General features: G+C 43.9%; 16 protein-coding genes and 1 other annotated feature. Of the genes, 6 read left to right on the top strand and 10 right to left on the bottom strand.

Features of this window, described 5'->3' with window-relative positions; genetic code table 11:
- Positions 1-92: 92 nt before the first annotated feature.
- The 3 genes from K5R16_RS03475 to K5R16_RS03465 all read right to left on the bottom strand — a co-directional run bounded on the left by K5R16_RS03475 (position 93) and on the right by K5R16_RS03465 (position 1,789).
- Complete coding sequence (locus tag K5R16_RS03475; protein ID WP_220736161.1) at positions 93-818, bottom strand: hypothetical protein; 726 nt, start codon at positions 816-818, stop codon at positions 93-95.
- A complete protein-coding gene (locus tag K5R16_RS03470) occupies positions 781-1,077 on the bottom strand; it encodes a hypothetical protein (RefSeq protein WP_220736160.1) in 297 nt (98 codons plus the stop codon). Before K5R16_RS03470 ends, K5R16_RS03475 begins: the two co-directional genes overlap by 38 nt.
- Positions 1,078-1,198: 121 nt before the next feature.
- On the bottom strand, positions 1,199-1,789 hold the full coding sequence (locus K5R16_RS03465) for a hypothetical protein (protein ID WP_220736159.1): 591 nt from the start codon (positions 1,787-1,789) through the stop codon (positions 1,199-1,201).
- Between the two features lie 424 nt (positions 1,790-2,213).
- Here K5R16_RS03465 and K5R16_RS03460 point away from each other — a divergent pair, with 424 nt between their 5' ends.
- Positions 2,214-3,158, top strand: a complete 945-nt coding sequence (locus tag K5R16_RS03460) for an integron integrase (protein ID WP_220736158.1) — start codon at positions 2,214-2,216, stop codon at positions 3,156-3,158.
- 85 nt (positions 3,159-3,243) lie between these two features.
- Here K5R16_RS03460 and trpA read toward each other — a convergent pair whose 3' ends face one another.
- The 6 genes from trpA to K5R16_RS03430 form a co-directional block, all read right to left on the bottom strand.
- The gene (gene trpA / locus K5R16_RS03455) at positions 3,244-4,053 is read right to left on the bottom strand and encodes a tryptophan synthase subunit alpha (protein WP_220736157.1); all 810 of its coding nucleotides are present in this window, start codon (positions 4,051-4,053) and stop codon (positions 3,244-3,246) included.
- Positions 4,046-5,263, bottom strand: coding sequence for a tryptophan synthase subunit beta (trpB, locus tag K5R16_RS03450; RefSeq protein ID WP_220736156.1), 1,218 nt, complete (start codon positions 5,261-5,263; stop codon positions 4,046-4,048). Before trpB ends, trpA begins: the two co-directional genes overlap by 8 nt.
- Before the next feature lie 105 nt (positions 5,264-5,368).
- Positions 5,369-6,787 (bottom strand): bifunctional indole-3-glycerol-phosphate synthase TrpC/phosphoribosylanthranilate isomerase TrpF, encoded by a 1,419-nt coding sequence (gene trpCF, locus K5R16_RS03445; RefSeq protein ID WP_220736327.1) that lies wholly within the window; start codon positions 6,785-6,787, stop codon positions 5,369-5,371.
- Between the two features lie 52 nt (positions 6,788-6,839).
- Positions 6,840-7,892 (bottom strand): anthranilate phosphoribosyltransferase, encoded by a 1,053-nt coding sequence (trpD, locus tag K5R16_RS03440; RefSeq protein ID WP_220736155.1) that lies wholly within the window; start codon positions 7,890-7,892, stop codon positions 6,840-6,842.
- The gene (locus K5R16_RS03435) at positions 7,889-8,503 is read right to left on the bottom strand and encodes an aminodeoxychorismate/anthranilate synthase component II (RefSeq protein WP_220736154.1); all 615 of its coding nucleotides are present in this window, start codon (positions 8,501-8,503) and stop codon (positions 7,889-7,891) included. The genes trpD and K5R16_RS03435 overlap by 4 nt, the downstream gene beginning before the upstream one ends.
- Entirely contained in the window at positions 8,500-10,071 is a 1,572-nt protein-coding gene (locus tag K5R16_RS03430) for an anthranilate synthase component 1 (RefSeq protein ID WP_220736153.1), read from the bottom strand. The genes K5R16_RS03435 and K5R16_RS03430 overlap by 4 nt, the downstream gene beginning before the upstream one ends.
- 120 nt (positions 10,072-10,191) lie before the next feature.
- Positions 10,192-10,301: a sequence feature (Trp leader region), on the bottom strand.
- A gap of 408 nt (positions 10,302-10,709) precedes the next feature.
- On the opposite strand from K5R16_RS03430, the gene K5R16_RS03425 reads away from it, so the two are divergent.
- The 5 genes from K5R16_RS03425 (at position 10,710) to rluB (ending at position 14,545) form a co-directional block, all read left to right on the top strand.
- Positions 10,710-11,582 carry a PHP domain-containing protein gene (locus tag K5R16_RS03425; RefSeq protein ID WP_220736152.1) on the top strand — a complete coding sequence of 291 codons (873 nt, stop codon included), beginning with the start codon at positions 10,710-10,712 and terminating at the stop codon, positions 11,580-11,582.
- Positions 11,579-12,199, top strand: coding sequence for an L-threonylcarbamoyladenylate synthase (locus K5R16_RS03420; protein ID WP_220736151.1), 621 nt, complete (start codon positions 11,579-11,581; stop codon positions 12,197-12,199). Before K5R16_RS03425 ends, K5R16_RS03420 begins: the two co-directional genes overlap by 4 nt.
- Positions 12,200-12,282: 83 nt before the next feature.
- Positions 12,283-13,071: a ScpA family protein gene (locus K5R16_RS03415; RefSeq protein WP_220736150.1), complete on the top strand. Its 789-nt coding sequence runs from the start codon at positions 12,283-12,285 to the stop codon at positions 13,069-13,071.
- Between the two features lie 12 nt (positions 13,072-13,083).
- Positions 13,084-13,680, top strand: a complete 597-nt coding sequence (scpB, locus tag K5R16_RS03410) for an SMC-Scp complex subunit ScpB (RefSeq protein WP_220736149.1) — start codon at positions 13,084-13,086, stop codon at positions 13,678-13,680.
- Positions 13,673-14,545: a 23S rRNA pseudouridine(2605) synthase RluB gene (gene rluB, locus K5R16_RS03405; RefSeq protein WP_220736148.1), complete on the top strand. Its 873-nt coding sequence runs from the start codon at positions 13,673-13,675 to the stop codon at positions 14,543-14,545. Before scpB ends, rluB begins: the two co-directional genes overlap by 8 nt.
- Positions 14,546-14,631: 86 nt before the next feature.
- On the opposite strand, the gene K5R16_RS03400 is transcribed toward rluB, so the two are convergent.
- Positions 14,632-15,369 (bottom strand): YciK family oxidoreductase, encoded by a 738-nt coding sequence (locus tag K5R16_RS03400; protein WP_220736147.1) that lies wholly within the window; start codon positions 15,367-15,369, stop codon positions 14,632-14,634.
- Positions 15,370-15,588: the final 219 nt, after the last annotated feature.

Below are 15,588 nucleotides of genomic sequence, written 5' to 3'. Positions count from 1 at the left end.
TAACGCCTCATTCAGAGGCAATAAAATAGCTGGTTAAAATTAGCGAGGCACGAGCAAAAACCAGCTGTTTTTTGTCCTGCTGAAATGACTTGTTAGGTGCACTTTTTATCTGTGCAATTTATTAAATATTCTGTTTTAAATATTGGAAGTTCTCGAACACCAAAACCTTGCAACCAAGTAGGAAAACTCAAAACCCGATTAGTTGGTAACTCTACTTCTATTTGATTACCTTCAGGTTTTGTTATTGTAGCCCTAATAGCCCAATAATAGCCATTTGTTCCCCAAGGATATTGAACTAATTTGGTAATTTTTAAAATTGTTCCTTTAGGTAAAGGCGAAATTATTGAGCGTTGCTTTTCGAAAGCTAACTTTGTAAATAGCTTTTCATTCCAGAGTTTTTGCGATGATTGGTACGCCTCATAATTTTCTGGTGTTGAAGCGTATTGATTACCAGAATTAAACGCTTGGATCCCTATGCACCACTCAGTTGATTGAACAGTTGCAGAAATGTCAGCACATCTTGCTTCGTACAAAAAACCATCTTTGGCTGTTTTGAAAAAGGAACCTACAAAGTTACTGGCCATCGGATCATTCGTTTTATCGTGAACAACAACACTACAACCAGAAAGAGCTAAGAAAAACACCAAAGCTAGATATTTCAAATACACCTCCTGTGCACCTAACGCCTCATTAAGAGGCAAAAAATTGTTGGCTAAAATTAGCGACGAAGGAGCAAAAGCCAACTGTTTTTGTCTTTTTGAATGACTTGTTATATGCAAATCACTCACTGCCACCACCAGAATCACCTGAACTATCATTTGAACTACCACTGTTTGAATCTGGTGGATAAGTGGCATAACCTACGTTGACGGTTCCTGAACCATTTTTAACAGAGATGAAGCTAATTTTATATTTGGCGAATGCTGGTCCGAAAAAAGGAATAAAAACCGTAATACAAAATAATAGAAACTTAGCACCTGCTTGCCTAAATGGGCATTCAATTACTAACGCCGCAACATAGAAAGCAAAGATTGCGTGAACTGCGCCTAAAATCAGATAGATTGTAAATGCATCCATGATTCACCTTTGCATTTAACGCCTCGTTAAGAGGCAAATAATTGTTGGCTAAAATAAGCGACGAAGGAGCAAAAGCCAACTGTTTTTTGTCCTTTTAAACGACTTGTTATGTGCAAACTTGCTATAAAACTTCTATTAAGTGCCAATAATTGAATACACATAAATGAATAGAGGAGAGAAGTACAAGTATAAAAATGGAATGTCGTTTTTTGTATTTTTCTTTAGCCTTACAATTTAATAAAATAAGTCCAGCAACGAGAGTTGAAGCTAATAAAACATTTTTAATCGACAAATAAAAGAGCATTCCCCAAAAGATATTTAATGTTATTGTTTCAGTTGGAAGAGCTATAAACGTAGCAATAGTAGTACCTAACGTTATTCCGATCTCAACGAATACCAACGACAATAAAAAATTTGTTACAGGGTTAATTACCTTAAGATCAATTGATTTATTGTCTGCCTTGAAACAATATAATTTAATTACCCCACAAAATAATGCAACAACCGATAAAATAGCCATCGATATACCAGCTTCATGTTCAGTCATAATAGAACCGACAAACTCAATTAAATTAAGCCCTGGTATACAGTCATTACAATAGTATGCAAATGTAGCAACTATTAGCGTTAATAAAAAAAATACCCTAGATAAATAAAAAGGCGTTTTTAAATCTAAGGTGCTACAAAAAATGAATTTTCTATATTTATCCATAGTTCTCTCTTGGAAGTGAATTAATCAGACTAACTACAACTAATTGCTGGCAGTGTAATAAACTGAATTATAATTTGCACATAACAGTTTATTCATTAGTCGCTCGATAACGTTCTCGGCAACTAGTTAATTTTTGAACAAGTTATCACTGCTAAGGTATTGCTGTAAATAGATATTTTCTACATTTAGACCACTATAACTGCTTGGCTAGCAGCGGAGAAAGAGAGCCTAGGTTGTTCAATGGGTCCGTGTATCACTTTTTTACATATTCCATGCGTATGATTTTTATAGATATTTTTAAATGTTAAATAATTATCTATGCCTAGCAGCACTGTTTTTGGCATCTTTATTTGCGTGATAATTGGTGTTTTGGGTCACTTTCAATTATAGCTGTATATATATACAGTGTTCTTTTGAGGTGACTATGAAAGAATCCGGTTACATTAGTGCTATTAGAACTGAAATAAGAGTTCGTCATTACAGCTATCAAACTGAGAAGTCATATCTGTATTGGAATCGATATTTTATTAATTACTGTCAGATCAGCCATGGTTCAGAGATTTCAGCCTCAAAAATTGGTCAGTTCTTATGTTATATCGCTGAGCAATGCAATGTTTCGGCAAGCACACAAGAACAAGCATTATGTGCCATTGTTTTTGAGTGTCGTTATGTACTGAAGATGGATACGTCCGGGTTAGATTTCCCCTATGCAAAAGCCCCAAAACGGATACCTCAAGTCCTTTCTACAGAGGAAGCTAAACAAATTATTGGTCAGATGTCGGGGGATCATTTTCTCGTTGCTGCGATCTTGTTTGGAGCAGGACTAAGGCTAAAGGAAGCACTGCGGATACGAGTAATAAACAATAAGTCTATTTTTATACATCAAGGTAAGGGCAAAAAAGATAGGGTTTGTATTCTGCCAAATGAAATTATATCGCCACTAGAATTGCAAATTGAGAAGGTAAGGAAAATACACAATAAGGATTATAAAGCTGGGTTTGGTATGGCCTCGTTGCCAATTTCTCTAATTAAAAAGTATGGAGCAAGTGCTAGAAAATTCCATTGGCAATTTTTTTCCCCTGCAACAAGACGGTGTATTCACCCTAGCGATGGATATATTTGTCGGCATCATATTCACCCTACGGCATTTTCAAAAGCGTTACGTCTCGCGACGAAGAAAGCAGCCATTGATAAGCGCGTAACGGCGCATACGTTTAGGCATTCTTTTGCAACAGCATTATTGAGAAAGGGCTATGATCTTCGGACGATACAAGAGCTAATGGGGCATACAGATATTAAAACAACACAAATTTATACTCATGTTATTGGTACTCATACCAGTGGTGTAGTGAGTCCGTTCGACTCTTGAAAAATTTTGGAAATTAAACATTAAAAAGCACGGCAGTTATCGTTCTGCCGTGCTTTTGGTGTCGTGAGGAGCTAGGCGTTTGCCTTTACCTTGCCGTCGCGGCCTTCATATTGCGGGTGAACTCTGCAAGTGCGGCTAGTAGCTGCGCTTCATTGTCTTTGTTGGCATCAATGATTTTAACGACCGCTGAGCCTGAAATCGCGCCAGCTGCTCCTGCATCAATGGCGGCTTTCACTTGTGCAGGCTCTGCAATACCAAAGCCCAGTAGCGGCGGTGCGCCGCTAAACTCTTTTAGGCGGTTTAGAATATCAGTGATTGGCATGCCGGCTTTTGATTCTGTACCGGTCACACCTGCGCGCGATAACAGATAGGTATAACCTTCACCTTTGTCGCTCACAAGTTGTAGTGTTTCGCTGTCAGCATTGGGTGGTGCGATAAATATCGGCGCGACGTTATGCGCTTTTGCTGATTTGATAAAAGGCGCTGCTTCTTCAACTGGCACATCGGCGATAAGCACGGAATCAACGCCCGCGGCTTGTGCTTTGGCATAAAAGACGTCAACTCCATTGGCGTAAACCAGGTTGGCGTATAGCAGCAAACCTATTGGTAAATCTGGGTATTTAGCGCGCACAGCGCTTAGCATTTCAAAGCATTGTGACGGCGTAGTCCCTGCGGCAAGTGAGCGCAGGTTGGCACCTTGGATCACCGGACCATCAGCGAGCGGATCGGAAAATGGGAAGCCAAGCTCTAGCGCATCAGCGCCATTTTCGACGAGCGTGTCAATTATCTTTAAAGACAACTCAGGAGAGGGATCGCCTAAAGTGACAAAAGGGACAAATGCACCTTGGTTTTTCTTATCTAGTGCGGCAAAGGCTGCCTGGTAACGATTACTCATTGCCACTCTCCTCAGTTGTTGAGCTGTCTGCTTGTTGCTTTTCTAAAATATCAGCCACGGTGAAAATATCTTTGTCGCCACGACCTGATAAGTTGACCACTAATAAGGTCTCTTTGGTGGCCGCTTTGGCAAGCTTGACGGCATAGGCAAGTGCGTGCGCTGATTCTAGCGCGGGGATAATCCCTTCGCAGCGAGCTAACAATTGGAATGTCTCTAACGCTTCGTCATCAGTTGCTGACTCGTAAGTTGCACGGCCAGTTGCGGCAAGGTGCGCATGCTGCGGTCCAACAGATGGGAAGTCTAGACCTGCAGATACAGAGTAAGACTCTTCAATCTGGCCTTCGCTGTCTTGCATCAATGGCGCTTTCATACCAAAGAATATGCCGGTTTTACCATGCTTTAACGGCGCGCCATGCATCGGGGTATCAATACCTTTACCTGCAGGTTCAACCCCAATTAATGCCACTTCCTCGTCATCGATGAAGTCGGCGAACATACCGATAGCATTTGAGCCTCCGCCGACACAGGCGATAACGGCGTCGGGCAGTCGACCTTCACGTTCGAGGATCTGTTTTTTAGTTTCTGCGCCAATCATGCGCTGAAATTCACGCACAATAGTTGGGAATGGGTGTGGCCCCGCTGCTGTGCCTAACAGGTAGTGTGCTTTGTCGTAACTGGCAGACCAGTCACGCATTGCTTCGTTACAGGCATCTTTTAGGGTGGCAGAACCTGAAGTAACTGGAATAACTTCTGCGCCCATTAGCTTCATTCTAAATACGTTAGGTGACTGGCGCTCAACATCTTTTGCGCCCATATACACTTTGCATTTTAAGTCGAGTAGTGCACAAGCAAGCGCGGTGGCAACACCATGTTGGCCTGCGCCTGTTTCGGCGATGATCTCTTTCTTACCCATGCGTTTTGCGAGCAAGGCTTGCCCCAAAACTTGGTTAGTTTTGTGGGCGCCACCGTGGAGCAAGTCTTCACGTTTTAGGTAGATCTTAGCCAGTGGGTTAGGGCTCAGATTACGGGTAAGCGTGAGCGCTGTTGGACGACCTGCGTAGTTTTTAAGCAGATCGGTAAACTCTTTTTGAAACGCTTCATCTTCTTGCGCTTCGATAAAGGCTGTTTCTAGCTGTTTTAGTGCAGGCATTAAAATTTGTGGTACGTACATGCCGCCGTATTCCCCAAAGTAGGGGTTTAACTTACTCATAATATGGTCCTTTATCTTTCATTTCTAACGCGATGCTAATAACGTTAGCATCGCGTGGGATTCGATTTATTGGTACAGTCACTCGCACTGCAAATAGTGCGATATCTAGTATTGACGTAACTTGGCAAAAGTTTGGCTGATCAGTTGATGATCTTTAATACCAGGGCTTTGCTCGAGGCCGCTGTTAAAGTCGAGCCCGTAGAACCCTTGGCTAGCTGCTTGTTCTGCATTATCTGCACTTAAGCCGCCAGCGAGCAGCGCGTCGCTGCGATTAGGGAGTGACTGTTGCCAATCAAAGGCTTGGCCTGTACCGCCAAATTGACCATCGCTTTTACTGTCGAACAAGATACGGTCGGCGTTACTAGGTACGTTCAGCTCGACATTGTTATTGCAACTATCAATAGCCACAGCTTTCCAAACTTGGCATTGGCTGTTTTGTTTTACCAGTGCCTGTTTTAGCGCGTCAATTTCAAGCGAGGTTTCTGTGCCGTGCAGTTGCACCGCATATAGACCTAATTGTTTTGCAATAGCGGCAATTTCATCACTATTTTCGTTAACAAAAACACCCACTAAATTGAGTTTATAAGTCGTGGCATTTAATGCTGTAACCAATTCAAGTGCTCGTGCCTTAGTCACTGCTCGTGGCGACTTTTGTGCAAAAATGAGTCCGCCGTATACCGCGCCTTTCTGTGCCACTTCGATTAAGTCTTCGATACGAGTTAATCCGCACACTTTATTGTGGCCTAAGGTTAATGTTCTGCAGGCTAAATCTAAGTCATCTTCAGCCATTAATGAACTGCCCACTAAAAAGCCGTCAACTAATGATGCTAACCGACGCACTTGTGCTTGGTTATAGATCCCCGATTCACTGATCACCACGCGGTCTGCAGGAATATGCGGCGCTAGCGCTTCGGTGGTGGAGAGATCGGTCGACAAGTCGCGCAGGTTACGGTTATTAATGCCGATGATGGCAGCATTTAGCGCAATGGCGCGGGTCAGTTCAGCGTCGTTGCTGACCTCGGTTAAAATATCTAACTGATATTTTGCCGCTTCTGCCGCGAGTGTTTGGTACTGGTTATCGTCAAGTACTGAAAGCATGAGCAAAATGGCGTCGGCACCTTGGTGCGCAGCGAGTTTTATTTGGTATGTGTCGACAAAGAAGTCTTTACACAAAATAGGCTGCTTAACTCGGGCACGTACTCTTGGAATATAGTCCATATCACCTTGGAAAAACTGCTCATCGGTGAGCACTGAGATCCCTGCAGCGTAATGGTTGTATACATCGGCAATGGCATCAACATCAAATACGCCTCTGATTAACCCTTTTGATGGACTGGCTTTTTTACACTCTAAGATAAAGCCCGCATTGGGTGCTTTTAGTGCATCATACAAACTTCTGTCTGACTGCTTCGGTGATAAACTTGCTTCTGGAAAACGCAGCTTTAATGCAGCCATATGGGCAGCTTTAGTATCAATAATTTTAGTGAGCACATTGCTCTCTTTTGCTTGGGTGTCACTGGCCATGGGGGTGTCTCTTACATCGCTATCGTTGTTTATGTTCGTTAGTTGGCTCACGCTAAACTCCTTTTGCTGCTTGGCTAGCATCGGCGAGCGCTGTTAGCAATCGGTAGGCTTTACCACTTTCAATGGTTGCCAGCGCTAATGTTGTGCCGGCTTTTACTGAATCACAAACACCAGCAACATAAAGGGCGCAACCGGCGTTAATCGCAACGGCATTCATGTGCGCTGGGCAGCCTTTACCTTGCAGTATAGCGCGTGTAAATTCGGCATTGTCCTCTGGCGCGCCGCCCTCTAAATCACTCAACTTCGCTTCTGCTACGCCTAAATCTGCTGGGGTGATGCGGTACTCACTAATTTCGCCATCTTTTAGCTCGTGTACTAAGGTATCACCATGCAGAGCAACTTCATCAAGACCGCTGCCATGAACCACCATGGCGCGTTTTATGCCGAGTGCTTTAACGACTTGTGCGATAGGCGCAACAAGCTCTGGGCTGTATACACCCAATAGCATAAAGTCTGGGTGAGATGGGTTAATCAACGGCCCAAGCACATTAAATAAAGTGCGCGTTTTAAGTGCTTGGCGCACTGGTACTGCGTGAGCCACGCCGCCATGGTAGTGCGGTGCAAATAAAAAGCATAAGCCTAAGTCATCAAGACAATCACGGGCGGTTTCTGGCGCCATGGTTAAATCGATACCAAACTGCGCGAGTAGATCCGATGAGCCTGACTTACTCGACACACTGCGGTTACCATGTTTAGCCACTTTAGCGCCTGCCGCGGCGGCTACAAAGGCGGCAGTGGTTGATATGTTAATGGTGTTATGGCCGTCGCCGCCGGTGCCTACAATATCAACTATCCCTTGGGCAACCGTTGTTTCACTTGGAGCTGGAAACGGTTTTGCTGCGGCTCTAAGTGCATCTGCAGCACCTGATATTTCATCGATAGTCTCACCGCGCATTTTCATCGCAACCAACATTCCTGCCATGGTGACTTCATTCATTTCGCCTTGAATGATAGTACTAAAAAGCGTTTTAGCATCTTGACGACTTAAACTCTCACCACGGTAAAGTGACTCTAGCAATTGGGCATTGTCGATTAGTTGGCTCATGATGTTTGTCCTTTTACGTCTTGCTGCGCGAGTGATTGTGCCAAGTATTGCAATGACTGCACTAATAACTGGCTGCCTAGGGTGGTGAGAATTGATTCTGGGTGAAACTGAAACCCGACCGCTTTATCTTGGCGATGTATGATCGCCATTGGCATATCTTCAGTCGTCGCTATCACCTCTAAACATGCTGGAACGTGGGTTGCCACTAAGCTGTGATAGCGCGCAACTGGCAAAGGCGAGGGCAGATCCGCGAAAATATCTTGTCCGTTATGCACTGTCGGGCTGGCTTTGCCATGCACAACTTGTTGGGCACGCTCCACTTTACCACCATAATGTTCAACTAATGCTTGATGGCCTAAACAGATCCCTAGCATGGGAACTTTACCTGCCACTTTGCTGATTAAGTCCATTAGCGATCCCGCTTCATGGGGCGCGCCAGGACCTGGTGATAACACTAATGCCGCAGGCACTGTTTCACTAAGTAGCTTATCTGCTATAAAGTCTGCATCAACATCGTTACGATAGATGATAACTTGATAGCCTAGGCTGCGAAACTGATCGACTAGGTTATAGGTGAACGAGTCAAAGTTATCTAATAGATAGATTTTCATAATCCACCTCCCATCTTAATGGCTGAAATGACGGCTTGGGCTTTTTGTCTGGTTTCATCGGCCTCGGCTTGCGGATCGGAGTCAAACACCACACCTGCACCGGCTTGGATAAAGGCGGTGCCGTTTCTGACAAAGGCTGAGCGGATCACAATACAGGTATCCATATCGCCTAAACCGTTGAGGTAGCCAACTGCGCCGCCGTAGCTGCCGCGGCGAGTTTTTTCGGCGCCTCGAATAAGCTGCGCAGCACTCACTTTAGGCGCACCGGTTAATGTGCCCATGTTCATGCAAGCTTGATAAGCATGCAGTGCATCTAAGTCGGTTCTAAGCTGACCGGTAACACGGCTAACAAGATGCATGACGTGGGAGTATCTATCGACCTTTAATAGTTCAGGGACTTTGCGAGTACCACTTTGGCTGATACGGGCGACATCATTTCGAGCTAAATCAACTAACATGATGTGCTCGGACAGCTCCTTTTTATCTAAACGAAGCTCGAGCTCGTTGCGACTATCCAAATCAAAGTCTATGTCACCGTTTGCTGTCTTACCACGCTTACGAGTGCCTGCAATAGGGTAGATCTCAACTTGATTGGTGCTCGCTTCATATTTAAGTGCGCTTTCAGGTGAAGCGCCAAAAAGGGTAAATCCTTCACCTCTAAAGTAAAACATGTAAGGGCTTGGATTGGTCAACCTAAGCGCACGATATGCACCGAGTGTATTGGGGCAGGGCAAACTGAAGCTACGTGATGGCACCACTTGGAAGATATCGCCTGCAACAATGTGCTGCTTTAAATCATTAACCGTTTGCTTAAACTCGCTATCGGAGATATTAACTTGAGTATCGGCATCAACAGTTTTGAGCTCTGGAATAGCGGTGAGGGTGGTGCAGCTTTGTTGTAACTCATCCATGCGCGCAGCAAGCGTGTTTGCTATTGCAGTATTGGCCGCTGCAAACTGATGGGTAATGATGTCGGCACTTTGTTGCTGATGATCAACTAATATTAGCGTTTCGGCGAGATAGAACAGGTAATCTGGGCAGCTATTGTCACCTTCAGGTACTGAAGGCAGTGGCTCAACAGTATCGATAAGATCGTAAGATAATACCCCACCTAAAAACAGGTCTTCAAAAGCCGGGGTATCGTTGCAACGAATGTGCTGCACCAGCATACGCAGACCATCGAGCGGCGAGGTGGCTTTTAAGCGTGCATCTTCATCTAGCTGTGTACTGTCTTTGCAAAGCTTAACCGTTAATGTAGTCGTTGAGGCTTGCTCAAATCCTACTGCGCTAAAGTGCTCGGCGAAAAAGGTTTGGATAGGTGCAAGTAGCGTTTGGCCGTTATCGGTAAAAGCAGTAAAAGTTAACAGATAACCATCACAGCGGATCATCATCGCTGCGTGGGTCAAAATAATACTTTTTAGATGGTCTTTGCTTTCTATCTCTGCAGACTCCAGCAACATAGTATGTGGCGCGTCATTGGTCACATGCTGATACAAGCGCAGCGGGTCGTCATGGTAAGCGAGTGACTGCTTATTAGTCATGACTTTCGCGATATCTTTTACTGCCATGCTAAGCTCCTGCCGTAGGGAATAATGGGTTATTCATTGTTATATCTCTTTTTAATACTTAAAAATCAAGAGCCTGCTGCTTGTGGGTTTTGTATAAAACGTTACCGCTGTTGTTTAGATACAAAAAAGCCCGCAATTGTGCGGGCTTTTTTGTTTAATCTTGTCTCAAACTGATTGAGCACAGAATTTCACACCACCCGCTAATTTGGGAAGTGCCACCACCAATTAATGTTTTGGAAAGTTGTAAACTGTGTCATTTAAAATTCAATCTAGTTTGTTGTCGTGGCTATATAAAAACATTTGCAGACAAAGGCTGTCAATTGAATATTGCTCTTTTTGAGAAAAGATAATGAAAAAAGCAGTTCTGACCGATATCACGGCTGGTTAGCGTAAAATTTATGTGAATTCATCATGTTTTTTTCACAAAACGCAGCAAAATGTGTCGCTATCGACAAAAGTGATAGCTAAAAAAGAAATATAAGAAGCATACAGATTCCTGTGTTGTAGCGCTTTATAAGTCGAGAGTATCACTGCTGTTGATAACATCTAACGCAGCTTTGTTGGCATTATTAACCAAGCTGATTACAAAATGGCTATTTAAATCCCCTTTCAAGGTTAAACTCAAGTATTATAAGGGGATGAAAGATGAAAATATTAATGAAGTAAAACTGGTTGATCTGCATAGCCATACCACCGCATCAGATGGCCAACTAACCCCTTCAGAATTGATCGAACGTGCCATCAGCAAAGGTGTGCAAGTTTTTGCTATTACCGACCATGATACAACCGATGGTTTGGCTGAAGCACACCAATACAACAATAACCATAAAACGCCATTGGAGCTGATTAATGGGGTTGAAATTTCAACCCACTGGAACAGCTTCGACATTCATATCGTTGCACTTAATATCGATATTGAAAACCAAAGAATGGTCGACTTTCTTTTACACCAACGTGAATTAAGAGCGACCCGAGCATTTGAAATTGGTGAACGTCTTGCTAAAGCGGGTATAGAGGGGGCCTACGAAGGCGCTAAATTCTATGCTGGCGATGCCGCGATTAGCCGTGGCCATTATGCTCGTTGGTTGGCAGAAAAGGGTTATGCCACCACCACCGCCAATGTGTTTAAGAAGTATTTAGCACGCGGAAAAACAGGATATGCGCCTAATAATTGGGGCGATATGGCCAGCGCGATTGATATTATCCATCAAGCGGGTGGCGTTGCTGTTTTGGCTCATCCAAGCGGTTACAAGTTATCGGCTAAATGGCTTAAGCGTTTAGTGCGAGAGTTTAAAGCAGCAAATGGTGATGCTATCGAAGTCGTGTTAGGTCAACAGACCATTGACGATAGAAATAATCTGATAGCACTAACCGTAGTAAATAATTTGATGTGCTCACTAGGAAGTGATTTTCATTTTCCAGGAAGCTGGATTGAGCTTGGTAAGAATATGTTCCAACCCCAAGGCGTTAACTGGGTTTGGCAGTCAGATAAATGGAAGGAAGCACAATGAGTCAGTTTTTTTATGTGCATGAGGAAAACCCTCAAGTACGCCTAATTAGCCAAGCGGTACATGTTATTCAACAGGGTGGCGTTATTGTTTATCCAACAGACTCGGGTTATGCCTTAGGCTGTTTATTGGGCGACAAAGATGCAATGAGCAGAATTGCACGGATCAGGCAGATAGATAACGACCATAACTTTTCGTTGATGTGTCGCGATCAATCTGAACTTGCGACTTATGCTCGAGTTGATAATCAAGCTTATCGAGTCTTAAAGCACAACACGCCTGGGCCGTACACGTTTATCTTTAAAGCCTCTAAAGAGGTGCCTAAGCGTTTGCAAAACCCGAAGAAGAAAACCATTGGTATTCGTGTACCTGATAACGTGATTGCTCTAGCGCTGTTAGAAGCCCTTGATGCACCACTTATGTCGACCAGTTTGATCTTGCCGGGTGAAGAGTTCACCGAGTCTGATCCTGAGCATATTCGCGATGTTTTGGAGCATCAGGTCGATTTGATTATCCACGGCGGTTACTTAGGTGAGAAACCTACCACGGTAATCGATATGTCAGAAGGTGACATTGAGGTGATACGAGAAGGCGCTGGGGATGTGAGCCCTTTTCTTTAGGAATATCGCTTAACGATAATCACTTTAAACAATAGTTGTTTACGGGTATAATCGCGCGTTTGCGAAATAGAGTGGGTAGAAGGATGGAGGGAATTGTACAAGAATTGCCTTTAGCCATGGTGCAAGGTGAGCCTGTAAAGGTGATGCCGAAGGATCTATTTATCCCCCCCGAAGCGTTGGAAGTTTTTCTTGAGTCCTTTGAAGGACCGCTGGATCTGCTGCTTTATCTCATTCGTAAACAAAAGCTTGATGTGGTTGATCTACCTATATTTGCGATAACGCAACAATATTTAGAGTACGTCAATTTACTTCAAGGTGCCAAAGTTGAATTAGCGGCTGATTATTTGGTCATGGCAGCAACCTTAGCTGAGATTAAGTCGCGGTTATTACTGCCAAAACCTGATGTTGAGCACGAGGATGAAGAAGATCCTCGTGCGCAATTAATCCGTCAGTTAAAAGCGTATGAAGTGATTAAAGATGCGCAGGAAAAGTTAGATGTTCTGCCGAGAATGGAGCGGGACATATTTCAAGCAAAAGCGGTTCCAGCAGCCAACATAAAGCCTGAATTATTACCACCTGAGGTATCACTCACCGAAGTTGCACGTGCTTTTTCTTCAGTCCTTAAACGTATTGAAGCGACTGAAAGTCATCATGTTGTTCGAGAAGTGCTTTCGACTCGAGAGCGAATGACACAAATTTTGGCCAAGTTAAACGCGCAAACTTACTTACCTTTTGAAGCATTATTTGACTTTGAAGAGGGACGTAGCGGCGTGGTGGTGAGCTTCTTAGCGTTAATGGAGCTGGTAAAAGAATTGTTGGTGGAACTGGTACAAGCTGAACCTTTTTCGACTATACATGTTAGAGCGTACTAAGGATCTATTTCGTTGTCACAGATTAATCCAGAGCAGCTAAAGCAATTAATTGAAGCGAGCCTTTTCGTGTTGGCAAAGCCAATGACGATTAAGGCACTTAAGGAGACAGTACTCGCAGACTTTACTGTGTCTAGAGCAAAAATTAAGGCTTCGATTGAAGAGTTGCAGCAAGATTATGAAGGGCGCGGGGTGCAACTGATTAAAGTGGCTGGCGGTTATCGTTTTCAGACTATCTCTGAACTGAGCCAGTATTTACAGCCGTTATGGCAAGAAAAAGCACCTAAGTACTCGCGCGCAACCATTGAAACACTGGCGGTGATAGCCTATCGACAACCTGTTACTCGAGGTGACATAGAGTTTGTTCGAGGCGTCGCTATCAGCAGTCAAATTATTAAGAGTTTAAACGATAGAAACTGGATTAAAGTCGTGGGGCATAAGGAGGTACCGGGGAGACCCGCACTTTATGCAACGACCACAGAGTTTTTGTCATACTTCGGGTTGGACAGCATCACGGAACTTCCGTCGTTGTCAGATCCTGAATCATTGGATGCACTTTTTTCGACAGTGAAAAGTGCACCAGAAAAAATAGAAGAGTCTACTAATGAGTGAAAAATTGCAGAAAGTCTTGGCCCGAGCAGGCCATGGCTCCCGTCGTGAGATGGAGGCATGGATTGCTGCAGGTCGAATTAGTGTTGACGGTGAAATCGCAAGTCTTGGCGATCGCGTTGAATCAGGTGTCAAAGTGCGTATCGATGGACGCGCCATTTCGATAAAGTCTGAAGAAGATGTGATCTGCCGTGTTATTGCTTACCATAAACCAGAAGGTGAAATCTGTAGCCGTAAAGACCCAGAGGGTCGACCTACAGTATTTGATCGCTTACCTAAAACCCGAGATTCTCGTTGGGTTGCGGTAGGGCGTTTGGATATAAACACCTCTGGTCTGTTGTTATTCACCTCTGATGGTGAACTAGCGAACCGCTTAATGCACCCTTCAAATGAAGTTGAGCGTGAATACGCGGTGCGTACCTTTGGTGAAGTGAATGATGCTTGTATCCAGCGTTTACGTATGGGCGTTACCTTAGAAGATGGCCCTGCTAGCTTTGATAAAGTCAAAGCCGCGGGTGGTGAAGGGATGAACAAGTGGTGGCATGTCAGCTTAGCTGAAGGCCGTAACCGCGAAGTGCGTCGTCTTTGGGAATCTCAAGAGGTGCAAGTTAGCCGACTTATCCGTATTCGCTATGGCATGATTGAGTTACCTAAATCTTTGCCGCGTGGTGGTTGGATTGAACTACCGATGGAAGACGTTAACTACTTGCGTAAAACCGCCGGCATGGATGAAGAAACTCGCAGTATTTTAGGCACAGATAAACACAGTGTTGCCCGTGCCAAAGTACGTGGCGCTAAAATACGCCGTGCAGTGCGTAAGCATAAAGCCACTGCAACGCCTAATAAGCCGAGCCGTAGTCGTTCATAAGCACGAGTTATGCTTTACGTATTGCTACATTAAAAAAGGCCGCTAATTAGCGGCCTTTTTTATGGCTTTATTTATGAACTTAATGATTATTGAGCATTAAGCTGTTGGCCATTAATGTCTGCTGAATCATTACCCATTAGGTAAAGGTACGTTGGCATGATCTCTTCAGGCTTTTTGAGCAACTGCGGGTTTTCTGCAGGATAAGCATTGGCGCGCATACCCGTGCGGGTAGCACCTGGATTAATGCTATTAGTTCGAATGTTACTGCCTTCATACTCGTGTGCAATTGCTTGCATCATGCCTTCAGTTGCAAACTTAGACATTGCGTATTCGCCCCAAAATGATCTAGCTTGGCGGCCAACGCTGCTTGAGGTAAAAACAAGCGAGGCACTTTCCGATTTACGCATTACTGGTAACAATGCTTTTGTTAACATTATTTCAGCAATAACGTTAACTTTGAATACCTCTTCAACTGAACTCATGGTGATATGTTCAAACGGTCCGAGCACACCCAACATGCTGGCGTTATGCAGCAATCCATCTAAATGACCAAATTGCTCTTCTATGGTTTCTGCCATATCTAGGTAGTTTTGTTCTGTCGCACCTTTCAAATCGAGTGGGACAATCGCAGGTTTTGGATAACCTGCTTGCTCAATTTGGTCATAAACGGCTTCAAGCTTTTTAACTGTTTTACCTAAAAGAATCACCGTTGCACCGTGCTGCGCGTATGTGAGCGCTGCAGTCTTTCCTATGCCATCGCCGGCACCTGTTACCAATATAACTTTACCATTTAGTAAATCTTTTGCAGCTTGATATTCCAACATGAGTTATTACTTCCTCTGAGCTCAAACGCCCGTCACTTCTAGAGTCGCTGATATGGTAAACAGCTGTTTAAAACAAACGATTAATTTTTACCCAGTTATTCGTAGGCGCAATGTGACAAAAATGTAGCTAAGTCAATAATTTTACGTTAACTTGAACTGAGTTAAGGGCTAACAATAAGCCCTATTGGTCATACATTGCTGACTATTGTGACCAATTTC

Origin of the sequence: Shewanella sp. c952 (genome assembly GCF_019654975.1) — a bacterium.
Lineage (GTDB): Bacteria > Pseudomonadota > Gammaproteobacteria > Enterobacterales > Shewanellaceae > Shewanella.
The sequence above is the reverse complement of the archived record's forward strand: the minus strand, read 5'-3'. Positions and strand labels throughout refer to the sequence as shown.